The organism is Veillonella parvula, assembly GCF_032472435.1.
Taxonomy (GTDB): domain Bacteria; phylum Bacillota; class Negativicutes; order Veillonellales; family Veillonellaceae; genus Veillonella; species Veillonella parvula_N.
Genome location: NZ_JAWEGM010000001.1, coordinates 378994 through 393799 on the forward strand (window position 1 = coordinate 378994; position 14806 = coordinate 393799).

A 14806-nucleotide genomic window follows, 5' to 3' on the forward strand; every position below is an offset into this window, starting at 1 on the left:
TTCATAGGTAAAACCCATGAGTGTAGGACTTTTTTGTTAAGTATTTTTGTATTTATTATTTACGTTTTTTAGTTTTTGTTGTTGATTCTGTAGCCACTATAACAGCTTGATTTTTCTTTTCAAGATAGCCTAGATAAATGAATACACAGATACCTACAATGATGGCTATTAAACTCGTCATTTGAGCAGATTTTAAACCTAGCGTTAAGTTTACGTAATCGCCACGTAAGAACTCTAAGAAGAAGCGAGCCGTAGAATAGAGAATGGCATATAGTACGAACACTTGGCCCTTAGCATGTTTGAAAGATCCAAATAATAGAAGGGCTACAAAGATGAGAATATCAATTTGACCTTCCCATACTTCGGCAGGCCAAAGCGGCTGATTACCGTAGGTGCGATAGGCAAGGGTACTTTCAGGATAGATAATACCATAATTACCACCCGTAGGATGACCGAAAGCATCACCGTTTAAAAGGTTTGCCATACGGCCTACCGATTGAGCTAAAATCAATGCAGGGGCAAATAAATCGGCAAAAGCCCAAAAGTCAATTTTGTTTTTACGAAGATACCAATAGCCAGCAATTGTGCCTAGTACCACGCCACCTTGAATGGCCATACCTCCTTGCCAAACAAAGGGAATTTCTAATAAATGATTACCGTAATAATCCCAATCAAAGAAGAATACGTCCCATAGACGAGCACCGATGAGACCAGCTACGGCTACAGTAATGGAAAAGTCGATGATGTGTTCATGCCAACCGCGGCCATCCTTTTTCAAAAGTACATAGGCAACAGAGGCACCACAAATGATAGCCAAAGCTAACATGGTACCATAGGCTCTAATAGGGAAGTCCCCTATGAAAAATAAATATTGATGCATACAAAACTCCTTATGTGATAATTTTTTATTAGTACATAAATTAAATTATAAATTACATATATCCTTCATGCAAGAAAAGAGATGAACTATATATAATATGGTATAATATAGAGATTGGTATTGTATCCCAGTATGGGACCTAGAATTAGGAGAGTACATGATTCGTAAATCTACTATTATAAAATCATTAACAGCTTTAGTAATGTCTGCATTATTTAGTACAATCGTACAAGCAGAGGTATTGGTACCATTAGATCAATTTTTAGCCACTACTACACGTCATTACGAAGCAAATCAATATAAAACAGCATATACAGTATATGTTCCACAAAGTGAATTACAAGGTGATACGGTTATTTTAAATCCTGCAGCCGTAGGTGAACCTGTTAAATTGCCCATTACCAAAAAAGATGGTATATCCTATGTAGATATTGAGTCTGAGCCAGCTATGCTGGGTGTTAGTTATACAAAAAATAATGGTCAACTTATTTTAGGACCTGCACCAGAAGCATCTACGGTGAAAGCACCTTATACATTGCAAACACCATTGGCTTGGGCTTTTGATCCATGGACAACAGAGGGAATTCCGTATCAGGCAAAACTCAATACGAGTGGTGATAATATTATTTCTCCAAGTTGGTTTAAATTGCATAGCTTAGGTTTAGAAGCAAGTTCAAATGTAAATATTGATTATGTGAAAGCGTATAAGGATAAAGGCTATCATATTTGGCCGTTAATTACTAATCGGTTTGACTCTAATTTTACAAGTGGTATTTTGTCGGATCAATCGGTATGGAAGAAATTTGCTCATAACCTTGTTCAATATGCCTATATATATGGGTTTGATGGTTATAACTTTGACTTTGAAAACATTAATTATGCTGATCGTGATCGTTTAACAACATTTGTAGCATATTTGTCTAATCATTTACATCAGTATAATATTAAAACTTCTATCGATGTGACTGGCTATTCTGATAGTCCAGAATGGTCATTAGTGTATAACCGTAAAGCTTTGGCAGATACAGTAGATTATGTAGTTCTTATGGCGTATGACGAAACTTGGGCTAAGAGTACTACTGCAGGTCCTGTTGCAAGTTATCCTTGGGTCCGTAGCCATACAGAAAGAATGCTATCTGAAGTTCCTTCTCAAAAGTTAATATTAGGCGTACCATTCTATATGCGCTTATGGCATGAAACGAATGGTTATGCAAAAAGCGAAACATTGGCTATGAAGAATACAAGTAATTACTTTGCTAATTACAGAGATAAAATGACTTGGGACGATCGATTAAAGTTATACTATTTATCTATTCCAACAGCTTCTGGTTCAGATCGTATTTGGTTTGAAGATAATACATCGTTAGGCTTAAAACTTGATCTGGTAAAAGAATTACACCTTGGTGGGTTTGCAGCATGGCGTAAAGGGTTTGAAGATATTTCTACGATTACTATGATTCAAGAAAAAGACTTAGGACGTGGTATTCCTAAATCTCCTACAGCAGTTGTTCCTGAACCTGTAGTTCAAGAAGCTAAACCATTAACAAAGCTTGAACAATACAAATTACGCTTAGAAGAAAAAGAAAAAGAAAAAGCAGCTAAAGCGGAAGCAAAACGGAAAGCTAAAGAAGAGAAAGAAGCTGCTAAACGCAAAGCAAAAGAAGAAGTTGAAAAAGTAAAAGCTGAGAAAAAACGCTTAGAAGAAGAGGCTAAAGCTAGAAAAGAACACAATAAACAAACTGTTAAAGAGCAAAATGATTTATATACTAGTCATAGTTCTGATCAAAATACAAGCCCTAAAAATGATTTAATAAAAACTATTCAAGTCGTAAAACGCTAGTGTTTGACTGCTTTTACAGTACGTAGTAAAATAAAAATATTAATTATAAAATGGCAACCTATGAGGTTGACCATATGAGGAGGCCCCTACATGAACGAAAAGTATGTAGCCCAAGATATTGAAAAAAAGTGGCAACAGTATTGGGAAGATAACCATACATTTAAAACAGAATATGATGAATCTAAAGAAAAATACTATGTATTAGAAATGTTCCCGTACCCATCTGGTAACTTACACATGGGTCACGTGCGTAACTATTCCATCGGTGACGTAGTAGCTCGTTTCAAAAAAATGAAGGGCTTCAACGTGTTGCATCCAATGGGCTGGGACTCCTTTGGTATGCCTGCTGAAAATGCGGCTATCAAACATGGTATTGCACCTAAAACATGGACTCTTGATAATATCGAGAACATGAAATTACAACAAAAAGCTCTTGGTTTGTCCTACGATTGGGACCGTGAAGTAGCGACTTGCAAAGAAGATTACTATAAATGGACTCAATGGTTCTTCCAACAATTTTATAAAAAAGGCTTAGCGTACAAAAAAGAAGCTAAAGTAAACTGGTGTGAAACTTGTCATACTGTATTGGCAAACGAACAAGTCATCGATGGTGCTTGCTGGCGCTGTGATAACCCAGTTGAGAAAAAAGACTTGTCTCAATGGTTCTTGCGCATCACTGAATATGCAGATCGCTTGTTAACTGATTTGGATACTCTTGATCACTGGCCACAACGCGTTAAATTGATGCAAAAGAATTGGATTGGCCGCTCAGAAGGTACGGAGTTTTCCTTTGAAGTACCGTCTATTAATGAACGTGTATCTGTGTATACGACCCGTGTAGATACAATTTATGGCGTAAGCTATGTAGTACTGGCTCCTGAACATCCATATGTAGAACGCATTATTGAAAACGCTCCTAATAAAGCTGAATTAGAAGCTTTTATTACACGTATGCGGAATATGAGCGATATCGACCGTACATCTACAGAGGCACCTAAAGAAGGTATGTTCACAGGCTCTTATGCAGTAAACCCTATGTCTGGCGAACAAGTACCGGTTTGGATTGCTAACTATGTATTAGTAGACTACGGTACAGGCGCTGTAATGGGTTCTCCTGCACATGATGAACGTGACTGGGAATTTGCTCATAAATACGATTTGCCAATTAAACAGGTTGTAGCTTGTGAAGGCGAAGAATATAGCCTTGAAAAATGGCAAGAATGGTACCATGAAGATGGCATTCTAGTTAACTCTGGCGATTATAACGGCCAAACATCTGCAGAGGCTCGTAAAAATATTACAGCTGCTCTTAATGAACGCGGTATTGGTGAAGGTAAAGTAAACTTCCGCCTTCGTGACTGGTTGATTTCTCGTCAACGTTACTGGGGCGTGCCAATTCCTGTAGTATATTGTGAAAAATGTGGTGAACAACTCGTTCCTGAAGAAGAGTTGCCAGTACGCTTGCCAGAGAATGTTAAATTTGAATCTGGTGCCGTATCTCCATTAGCTACATCTGAAAGCTTCCTAAATACTACATGTCCTAAGTGTGGTGGCCCTGCACGTCGTGAAACAGATACAATGGATACATTTATCGATTCTTCTTGGTATTTCTTGCGCTATGCAGATGCTAAAAACGATCAAGCTCCATTCGATAAAAAAATCGCTAACTACTGGATGAATGTAGACCAATATATCGGTGGTATTGAACATGCTATCTTGCACTTGTTGTACTCTCGATTTTTTGTGAAAGTTATTCACGACTTAGGTCTTATCGAAGCTAACGAACCATTCCGAGGCTTATTGACGCAAGGTATGGTTCTTAAAGAAGGCAGCAAAATGTCTAAATCTAAAGGTAATGTAGTTTCTCCAGAAGAAATCATCAATACCTATGGTGCAGATACTGCTCGTTTGTTTATTCTATTCGCGGCTCCTGTCGATCGTGACCTTGATTGGTCTGATCAAGGTGTTGAAGGCTCTTACCGTTTCTTAGGTCGTGTATGGCGTATCATTGATGCGTATAACGAAGAAGCTAAGAAGAATGTAACCGGTGAACTTACAAAAGACGAATTCGGATTACGTCGTGAGTTACACCGTGTCATCAAAAAGGTTACGGAAGACTTAGATAATAATTTCAACTTTAATACAGCAATTTCTGCAATCATGGAACTTGTGAATGCTATGTACGCTCATAAGGACAAAGCAGAGACTATCAATAGCGCATTAGCAAATGAATTGACTCGTTCCTTATTGCTTCTTTTAGCGCCATTCGTTCCTCATATTACAGAAGAGTTATGGCATGAATTGGGTGAAGCTACATCCATTCATACTGAAAATTGGCCTGTATACGAAGAAGCTGCGCTTGTAGTAGATGAAGTAGAAGTAGTATTGCAAGTAAATGGTAAAGTTCGCGATAAACTTACTGTTTCCGTAAATATTACGAAAGAAGAATTAGAAACAATGGCTAAAGAGTCTAGCCGTGTTCAAGAGTTTACAGAAGGTAAAAACATTGTAAAAGTTATTTATGTACCAGGTAAACTTGTAAATATCGTTGTTAAATAAATATAAATGATGATATTTTTGGTTAATAATGTAAGCCCCCAACTACATAGGTAGATGGGGGCTTATTTTTAAGAGAGGTAACTATGGCAAAACGTAACGATTATATTTCCTGGGATGAATACTTCATGGGTGTTGCCATTTTAGCGGCACAGCGTTCTAAAGATCCCAACACACAAGTAGGTGCCTGTATTGTGAGCAATGATAATAAAATATTGTCTATTGGCTATAATGGGATGCCATTAAATTGTAGTGATGATGATTTCACATGGGAACGCGATACGGCGGATGATAATAAATACTTTTATACCGTTCATAGTGAACTGAATGCCATACTTAATTATCGGGGCGGTTCTTTAGAAGGTTCTAAAATATATGTAACACTTTTCCCTTGTAATGAATGTGCGAAAGCCATTATTCAAAGTGGTATTAAGGCCGTTATCTATCGTGATGACCTATATAAGGATACGAAAGAGGTAAAAGCTTCTAAACGAATGTTAAAAACCGCAGGTGTAGAAATTATTGAATACAAGCCTACAGGCCGCACTTTGAATATCACATTGTAATGTAATAAAAATTTAATTGCTTTTAAAATCCCCTATATACAGTTGTATATGGGGGATTTCGTTATCTTTTATTTATGTTTATACTTGTAAGCGACCATCGATCATGATGTCTACTTCTTGGCCATCACGTGTATAGCCTTTGATATTCATATGTTCATGACCAATCATAAAGTCTACATGTGTTAAAGAGTGGTTCAAACCACGTTCTTTTAATTCGTCGTCAGATAAACCATCACTGTTTTTGAGGCATGTAGGGTAAGAGGCTCCAATTGCTAGATGGCATGATGCATTTTCATCGAATAATGTTTCATAGAAGATTTGATTAGATTGGCTGATTGGACTAAAATGATCAACTAATGCAACTTCGCCAAGGTAGTGTGAGCCTTCATCTGTCTCAACTAATTCTTTTAGTACTTCATAACCTTCTTTGGCAGTGTACTCTACAATTTTACCTTCTTTGAAAGTGAAGGAGAAATAAGAAATCGTATTGCCATGGTAAATTAAAGGTTTTGTGCTATATACAATGCCGTTTACACCATTGTACTGTGGTGCAGAGAAAATTTCTTCGGTAGGAATATTAGCATTGAAGATAGTACCATCTTTAGACGCTTCTTCACCGCCTTGCCAAATATGACCTTCTGGTAATTCTAGTAAGAGGTCAGTACCATTTTCACAAGTGTAACGCAATGCTTTTAAGTCTAGTTTATTAATTGCTTCGCGACGATGGCGTAATTTAGCCATGTGGTGACGGTATGTATCCTTTGCCTCAATGCCTTCGATGCGACAAAGTTTAAGCAAAGTTGCCCACAATTGGTCAATTTTTTCTTCATCGGTACCTTCATAACCGAGTAAATCTGCCCATAAGACAGTTGGCACAGAAGCAACGCACCAAGTAACAGACGAATTCATAATAGCTGTGTGATAGAAGGATAAGGCTTTGTTTAAATTACGAGAATGTAAAGAAATACGTTCTGTCGGGATGCCAGCAAGGGCTTTAGGGTTGGCACTAATTAAAGATAAGAATGCCGCTTTATCATCGATATATTGCTTATAGAATTCAGGAATCCAGTTAGCAGGTTTTTCTAAGACTGTTTCTTTGGCATGCATTAAACGTTGACGTGCAATAGGTGAACAGCGCCAGTTGAGGACAACCTCTTTAGCCCCCAATTGATAGGCTTCTTCTGTAACGATAACTGCAAAGTCTTTATTTTCCACATCAACAGAAATAACTAAAGTTTGATCTTGTTGTAAATTTACGCCGTATTGTAATAATGTACGGGCATATTTTCTTAATGTATTTTGATTCATTGAGTCTCCTTATATTCGACATCAATTATAAAACTCCTGCTTGTGTGACCAATAGAGTCAACGGTAGGAGTTTACTTTTATATTGGAAAATCCTTTAGTAGGAGGTGCATTATGAAAAGTAAATTGAAGCCGTATACGATAATTATATTAATCCTATGTATTTTAGTAGGAATTTATTTCCTATGGCCTATTATAACAGATGAAAGCGATTCTGTCCTAGCTGAAGGGGCAATAGATGGAAATTCTTCTATATCAAATGTAGAACAATTGCCCAATAAACCAATTGCGTATATTACAGGTGCTGTTGTATCACCAGGATTGTATGAATATGAAAATTCAGCTACTTATGGAGATATGGTAAAGCTTGCAGGTGGGCTACTACCTTATGCTGATATAGAATCAGTCAATATGGCAAAACCAGTAAATGCGGGAGATCATATCCATATAGTATTTAACTTTCACGGTAATCCAGAGGTTTTATTGCGCGGTAACAAGATTAATATCAATACGGCAACTGCAAAGGAATTAGATTCATTACCAGGTATTGGCCCAGCTATGGCAAAGAGAATTGAAGAATATCGTTCGCAAAAGGGTCCCTTTACATCCATTGAAGGTATTAAGGGGGTGAAGGGCATTGGTGACGGAGTATTTAAGAAGATTAAAGACAAAATTACAATTTAGTCATCAAGATAGCAAGAATGATGAACCCTTCTTTGATGCAAATGATGTTAATTGGAACACTAAGGTTTTAACCCATAGTCAATGGGCACATACTATATTGGGTTCTATAATTATGGGTACAATATTAGGCTATGGTCAGTATTATCCTGTACTTATGCAGATGCACTACATCTTTGCTATTGGGTTAGCTATTATAGTTGTGGGTATTTTCAAAGCATTACAATCGTCTGAAAGATGGCATTCACTTAGCAAGTTAATCATCTTAGTCTTTGTTTTAGTTGGTTTATCCTATTATCAAACAGACTTACGAATTATTAACTATAACAGCTATACATCTTTCTATTTACAGCAAGAAGGAGAATATTTTGGCACTGTCGTATCATATCCTGAACTAGTAACTATCGATAAACAGGAATATTACAAATATAATGTAGAGTTACATGGATTACATCCCTATAAAGATACTGCTAAAAATGACTATATTAAGGCACAGGGGCGATTACAGATTTACTCAAAGGTATCTACTACAAAGTATTCAATACGGCTAGGGGATCAAGCAATAATTGAAGGTACACCAAAAAGTTTATTTCTCATCGAAGAGGAAGGACGCATTAATCTTAGAGGTAGATATATGAGCTCTAATACAAGAGGTCGAATCTATGATGGTGTATATCGATCTGCTACTAATAAAGATTTACAAGCATTCCACTTTAAAGAAACATTTTCTGAAAAACTATATGGAAAAAGTTTATATTTATGTGGTCAAATACGAGAATCTATTGAAAAAAATATTGCTAGTAATCTAGATGGCCCACAAAAGGTATTAGCACAAGCCTTATGCTTGGGTGGTCATTATAGTGAGCTAGGGGAAGAGCGAATAAAAGATTTTGCTTATACGGGTCTCATCCACATTTTATCTATCTCTGGCTCACATATTGCACTGCTATTAGCCTTAATTTACGGTTTAGGAAGACTCGTTAAATTACGGAAGCGCACATGCTTAATTTTAGGTATATTAGTAGCTTGTACATATTGCTGTATCGTTGGTGGAGAGGCACCAGTTATACGTGCAACGATGATGAGTATACTCATGTGCATGGCTTATGTAAAAGGACGATTATATCAAGCTAAACAGGCTTTATGTATATGCGCTATTCTATGTCTTGTATATGATCCTTTTTCTTTGTTTGATGTAAGCTTTCAACTATCCTTTGGTGCAACCTATGGCTTACTTATATGGGGGAAGGTACTATATGAACGGATACAATGGCTACCAAAATGGATTAAAACACCCCTTGTGTTATGTGTGTCAGCACAGTTGCTCATCTTGCCGCTACAGCTGTATTACTTTCACTATATTAGTATTGCTAGTTTGTTAGCAGCTTGCATAGTAGCACCTATATTAGATATATCCATCATTTTAATCTTTATAAGCACTGTTATTAGCTATGTAATGTCTATATCGTTTCTATGGTCTCTGGTAGATGCACTATTACGCATATCGTTATATTTAAATCATGTCTTAGGGCGTAGTGGTAGTTTACTTTGGCTTGGTATGATGCATCTTTATTGTGTTTATGTATATTATACTTTACTAGGTCTGTTTACGTACTTTTTGACACATAAGAAGGAGTATACTGTATATGTAGTGATGTCCTTATTATGCATGGTTGCAACCTATGGTGTTTCATACTATGTGACTCATCATCACAAGAATACGTTAATCCATTACATTCCTATGAAACAGTGTAATGTGTTACTTTGCATAGACCCAAACCATAGAGGAGCATATCTATTAATCGATGCACCAGATTATATTAAAACTATACCTAATGAAAGACTAATTAATCAAACTATTAGGGCATATGGCATTAATCCTAGAATGGTAAAAGTTAAGTACTTTCACAGTAACGGTTCGGCAAGGGTAATATATAAAAATGGTATGAACCAAATAGTCGTATATAATGGACAAAGTAGAGAAAAAAATCTAAAATTAAATGATGAGGCTAATGTTTTATTTATAACGAGTCGATTTAGTGTAATGCATGAAATTGATCGTATTTCACCGCGTAGTACTGTTTTGTTTAGTAGTCCTCACGGTGCTTTACGCGATGTGGATCCATCATCAGAACATATGTATATAATGGGATACAGCTTTATTAAAGATATCTATCTGTGAAAGGAGGGAACATGGCACATATTCAACTCATCTATGGTGACGAACCACAATTAATTGAAGAAGAAAAACGTAAATTTTTAAGTGCCTATCCAGACCTTCCAGTGACTGTATTAGATGATGAGGCGGGCCCACAAAAAATAAGCGAAAAACTATGTGAAGATTCACTTTTTGGCGATCAAAAGGTATTCTGTTTAGTTAATTTGCCCATCATTCGTAAAAGTGGCAAAAATAGTGATGCTTGGGTTCCATTGTATGAACTCCTCATGGAATATAATGGAGATAATCCTATCGTTTTGATTTATCATGATATGATTGATAAACGTATTAAGCAGAATAAAGAGATTTTAGAAAAAATACCAAATCATCAATGTAAGCGTCTTGAAGGGGCAGACCTCGTGATGTGGATACGTCAGTACTGTACGTCCAACGGCTTTAAAATGACGCCTGATGCACAGGAATATGTAGCCCATCTTATTGATTTGTGGCAAGAGGTACCTGTTTCTTTTATGAGAACTGAGTTTGACCGATATTTTTTACAGATTACTGGGGAAAAGGTTATTACCAAAGAATTTCTCGAAGAAAACGGTAGTGACTATGGAGCCAAAAACATTTTTACTTTTAAAGAGGCTCTATTAAAAAGAGATATCGATACATTACTTGAACTATTTCCATTTATGTTCGGCTATAAAGAATTAGACCGTGCTATGAGCTATATTGAGGGGCAATTACGTTTACAGTTGCTAGTTAGCGAATGTCGTCAAGCGGGTATGTCTGTTCAAGCCATACAAAACTTATGTAAGGATCATGATTCATCATTTAAATCATATCCGATTAAGCTAGCTTACGAGGCGAGTCCAAGAATTTCAATTAAGGCTCTACGAGCTTTATTAAAAGGGCTTTATGAGATTATATTAGATAGCCGTAGCAGCAAGGGCGATATTTGGCGATTTAGAGATTTATGTATTACCTATTGTGGGTATAAAGGATAAAAATGAAAGTACGTTATCGTGTTGTACCAAAACAGAATAAGAAATCATCTTTCTATGTGAACTGTCATAGCCAACATGTGACGATTCAAGCTGCAGACTCCGCATTTTCTACATTGCTTAGTTTACGAGACAGATTGTCTGCATGGTACAAGGAAAAGAATATTTCTTTTGATGATATTCCAACCAATACTGATACAGCTTGCTGTTTTGCTTGGAAAGTGGATACGGAAACAGGTGAAGGTTTAGATACCTATTATTATGGTGGTGGCTGTGGTGCTGGTGAATGGATTGAAGCGGCTGAAGCACAACGTGAAGCTGAAGAGGCTAAAAAACAAGTACCTAAAGGCAAGTCTTTTGCAGGTTATGATCAACAAGATGAATATGATGATGTTGACGAAGATGATTTCGCCCCATTCGTAGAGGCTGTTGAATTAGGCTATTTTAATAATAGCCCGGTTGTTGTATCTCGTTCGAATCAAACGGCTGCGGCATCTAGTAGTAATGATATTGTTGCTTCAGTGAGTAGTATGCCTAAAGTAAATAAAGGTTTTGCACCTAAAAGTACTACAAAAGCTACTGCTAAAAGTGGTGAAGGGGATAGTAAATATCCTCGTCGTACACCAAAGGATGCTCCCACTGATGAAGGCATGATTTTAGGGCCAAAAATTGAAGGGGTCACCGCTAAAATCATGGGCACCGTAGATACACCTAGTGTAATTTTTGAAGGTGTCTTTGTAGGTTTAGATAAACGTGATACTAAGACTGGTAAAAGTATCGTTAATGGCAGCATTGTAGATGATACAAATAGCATTAAATTTATCAAGTTTACGAATAGCCCTGAAGAAGGGGATGCGCTACTTAAACAATTAAAAGGCTTACAACGCGTTCGTGTACAAGGTAGTGTCAACTTTGACGATCGTTTTGATAAAGATTATATCTTATCGATTCGCAGTATTGAAGCAGTGGAAACTACAAGTGTAGAGCGAACTGAAAATCGTCCAGATTCTCGTGTAGAGCTTCATTTACATACTAAGATGAGTGATAAAGATGCTCTCGTATCTGTTAAGGATTTATTTAAAACAGTTAAAAAATGGGGTCATCCTGCGGTTGCCATTACTGACCATGGTGTTGTACAAGCCTTTCCTGAAGCGCAAGCCCTTGGTAAAGAGTTAGGTGTTAAGGTTATCTATGGTGTAGAAGGTTACCTTATCGAAGATGAAACGGTAACAAAAGATGAGGAGCTTGTACTAGATAAAAAGAAGAAGAAGGAAAAAGACAAACGCTATCATATTATTTTATTAGCTAAAAATATGGTTGGCTTGCGTAATTTATATAAAATGATTTCTATTTCTCACCTTGAACATTACAAGGTTCGTCCTCGTTTGCCTCGTTCCGTTATTGAAGAACATCGTGAAGGTATTATCATCGGTTCTGCTTGTGAAGCAGGGGAACTTATGCAGTCTATTGTTCGTGGAGCTACAAAAGAAGAGCTTTTGGAAATAGCATCCTTCTACGATTATCTTGAAATTCAGCCACATACTAACAATATGTTTTTGGTTCGTAAAGGTCTCATGCCAGATGAGCAAGCCCTCATTGATATGAATAAGACCGTTATCGAATTAGGGGAAGCCTTGAATAAACCTGTATGTGCTACTTGTGACGTTCATTATTTGACACCAGAAGAGAAAATATATCGTGAAATCATGCTAACTGCATGTGGATATCCAGATGCAGACGAACAACCAGATTTACATTTACGTACTACAGATGAAATGCTTGCATCATTTCCTTACTTAAACGAAGAGAAGCGATACGAAGTAGTCGTTACCAATACACGTGCTATCAACGACAGCATTGAAGATATTAAACCAGTTCCTGATGGGACCTACTCACCTAAGATTGAAGGTGCTGACGAAGCTTTCACAGAAATGTGCTATAAAAATGCGAAGGCTATTTACGGTGATCCATTGCCACGTGTAGTACAAGAGCGTCTCGACTATGAACTAGATTGTATTATCTCCAATGGTTATGGTGTATTGTATTATATCGCTCATAAATTGGTAAAAAAATCTCTTGATGATGGGTATCTCGTAGGTTCTCGTGGTTCCGTAGGATCTTCCTTTGCAGCGACCATGTCTGAGATTACAGAGGTAAATCCACTACCTCCACATTATGTATGCCCTCATTGTAAATACTCTGAATTTTTTGAAAAGGGTGAATATGCAGGGGGCTTTGACTTGCCTCGTAAAGATTGTCCTAAGTGTGGTCATGCGTTACAAACAAATGGTCACGATATTCCATTTGCTATCTTTCTTGGTTTTGAAGGTGACAAGGTTCCAGATATTGACCTTAACTTCTCCGGTGATTACCAAGCAAAAGCTCACAAATATACGGAAGAATTATTTGGCCGTGACAATGTATTTAAAGCAGGCACAATCGGTACAATTGCTGATAAAACTGCTTTTGGTTATGTTAAAAAATACGCCGAAATTCGAGATATACAAGCCCGCAATGGATTCTTTGAACATTTAGCGAAAGGCTTTACAAATGTAAAGAATACTACGGGACAACACCCTGGTGGTATTATGGTATGTCCTCGAGATATGGATGTGCATCATTTTACGCCCATACAACATCCAGCGAATAAAAAGGAAAGTGGCGTATTAACGACACACTTTGATTATCACTCCATTGAAGGTCGTATGACTAAGCTTGATATTCTGGGCCATGATGATCCCACAATTATTCGTATGCTAGAGGATTTGACAGGTATCGATGCTAAGACAATACCATTTGATGATCCAAAGACATTGAGCTTGTTTTCCTCTACAGAGGGGATTGGTTTAACACCTGAACAATTGCAAGGTGACCAGGTAGCCAGCTTGGCCGTACCAGAATGTGGTACGAAGTTTGTACGGGGCATGTTGGAAGACTCTCGTCCGAAAACCTTCTCTGACTTAGTACGTATCTCTGGTTTCTCTCATGGTACGAATGTATGGCTCGATAATGCGCAAGACCTTATTAAAAATGGAACTTGTAAGTTGAACGAAGCTATTTCTACCCGTGACGACGTAATGAATTTCTTAATCCATCGTGGTATGGATAGAAAGCACAGCTTCTTCGTTATGGAAAACGTACGTAAAGGGAAGGGGATTGAAAAACGAAATAAACAAGGTCAAGCTACAACGGAATTTGAAGCAGAAATGCGCGAAAATAATATTCCTGAATGGTTTATTGAGTCTTGTAAAAAGATTTCCTATTTATTCCCAAGAGCCCATGCGGTAGCCTATGTAATGATGGCCTTCCGTATTGCATGGTTTAAGGTATACCATCCATTGGCATTCTATGCAGCATATTTCTCCATTCGCGCAAAGGCCTTTGATTTACGAATTATGACGGGGGACCTCAAAACACAATTGACAGAGTTTAACCGTATTAAGGCTCTAGATCGGGCGGCTAGTCCAAAAGACAAGGACCTTATGAGTGCCCTTGAAGTATCTATGGAAATGTATCAACGAGGCTATCGTTTTATTAATGTAGACATTCAACATTCTGAAGCTAGACGCTTTAGCATTAAGGATGGATCTTTATTGCCACCATTCTTAGCTATTGATTCACTTGGTGAAACAGTGGCTGATGCTATCGTCGAGGAAAGAAATGAACGTCCATTTACATCTCTAAAAGACTTACAACGCCGTTGTAAAGTATCAAATACCATCATTGATCTTATGAAAGACCTCAAATGCTGTGGTGAACTTCCTGAAGACGAACAAATGTCACTATTTGGAGCATAATAAAATACAAGAT

The 14806-nt window shown here is 37.3% G+C and carries 9 protein-coding genes; 7 read left to right on the forward strand and 2 right to left on the reverse strand.

The window, feature by feature from the left end; genetic code table 11:
* Positions 1–55: 55 nt before the first annotated feature.
* The gene (lgt, locus tag E7A03_RS01710; RefSeq protein ID WP_008713970.1) at positions 56–880 is read right to left on the reverse strand and encodes a prolipoprotein diacylglyceryl transferase; all 825 of its coding nucleotides are present in this window, start codon (positions 878–880) and stop codon (positions 56–58) included.
* A 157-nt stretch (positions 881–1037) separates the two neighbouring features.
* Between lgt and E7A03_RS01715 the strand changes: the two genes are divergently transcribed.
* The 3 genes from E7A03_RS01715 (at position 1038) to E7A03_RS01725 (ending at position 5842) form a co-directional block, all read left to right on the forward strand.
* Entirely contained in the window at positions 1038–2720 is a 1683-nt protein-coding gene (locus E7A03_RS01715) for a glycosyl hydrolase family 18 protein (protein WP_287509856.1), read from the forward strand.
* Positions 2721–2810: 90 nt separating this feature from the next.
* Entirely contained in the window at positions 2811–5279 is a 2469-nt protein-coding gene (gene leuS / locus E7A03_RS01720; RefSeq protein WP_004697073.1) for a leucine--tRNA ligase, read from the forward strand.
* Between the two features lie 83 nt (positions 5280–5362).
* A complete protein-coding gene (locus E7A03_RS01725) occupies positions 5363–5842 on the forward strand; it encodes a deoxycytidylate deaminase (RefSeq protein WP_004697136.1) in 480 nt (159 codons plus the stop codon).
* Between the two features lie 78 nt (positions 5843–5920).
* Here E7A03_RS01725 and E7A03_RS01730 read toward each other — a convergent pair whose 3' ends face one another.
* Positions 5921–7150, reverse strand: a complete 1230-nt coding sequence (locus tag E7A03_RS01730; protein WP_287509859.1) for an aminopeptidase — start codon at positions 7148–7150, stop codon at positions 5921–5923.
* 111 nt (positions 7151–7261) lie between these two features.
* Here E7A03_RS01730 and E7A03_RS01735 point away from each other — a divergent pair, with 111 nt between their 5' ends.
* From E7A03_RS01735 to E7A03_RS01750, 4 genes are read left to right on the forward strand one after another with little or no spacing between them, the layout of a single operon-like run.
* The gene (locus tag E7A03_RS01735) at positions 7262–7831 is read left to right on the forward strand and encodes a helix-hairpin-helix domain-containing protein (protein ID WP_004697355.1); all 570 of its coding nucleotides are present in this window, start codon (positions 7262–7264) and stop codon (positions 7829–7831) included.
* The gene (locus E7A03_RS01740) at positions 7788–10010 is read left to right on the forward strand and encodes a ComEC/Rec2 family competence protein (RefSeq protein WP_287509861.1); all 2223 of its coding nucleotides are present in this window, start codon (positions 7788–7790) and stop codon (positions 10008–10010) included. The genes E7A03_RS01735 and E7A03_RS01740 overlap by 44 nt, the downstream gene beginning before the upstream one ends.
* A gap of 11 nt (positions 10011–10021) precedes the next feature.
* Entirely contained in the window at positions 10022–10999 is a 978-nt protein-coding gene (gene holA, locus E7A03_RS01745; protein ID WP_287509863.1) for a DNA polymerase III subunit delta, read from the forward strand.
* Between the two features lie 2 nt (positions 11000–11001).
* Complete coding sequence (locus E7A03_RS01750) at positions 11002–14793, forward strand: PolC-type DNA polymerase III (RefSeq protein WP_287509865.1); 3792 nt, start codon at positions 11002–11004, stop codon at positions 14791–14793.
* Positions 14794–14806: the final 13 nt, after the last annotated feature.

Excerpts from the sequence above, each read along its gene's own strand:
- lgt (WP_008713970.1), bottom strand. The coding sequence starts at position 880 with ATGCATCAATATTTATTTTTCATAGGGGACTTCCCTATTAGAGCCTAT.
- E7A03_RS01715 (WP_287509856.1), top strand. The coding sequence starts at position 1,038 with ATGATTCGTAAATCTACTATTATAAAATCATTAACAGCTTTAGTAATG.
- leuS (WP_004697073.1), top strand. The coding sequence starts at position 2,811 with ATGAACGAAAAGTATGTAGCCCAAGATATTGAAAAAAAGTGGCAACAG.
- E7A03_RS01725 (WP_004697136.1), top strand. The coding sequence starts at position 5,363 with ATGGCAAAACGTAACGATTATATTTCCTGGGATGAATACTTCATGGGT.
- E7A03_RS01730 (WP_287509859.1), bottom strand. The coding sequence starts at position 7,150 with ATGAATCAAAATACATTAAGAAAATATGCCCGTACATTATTACAATAC.
- E7A03_RS01735 (WP_004697355.1), top strand. The coding sequence starts at position 7,262 with ATGAAAAGTAAATTGAAGCCGTATACGATAATTATATTAATCCTATGT.
- holA (WP_287509863.1), top strand. The coding sequence starts at position 10,022 with ATGGCACATATTCAACTCATCTATGGTGACGAACCACAATTAATTGAA.
- E7A03_RS01750 (WP_287509865.1), top strand. The coding sequence starts at position 11,002 with ATGAAAGTACGTTATCGTGTTGTACCAAAACAGAATAAGAAATCATCT.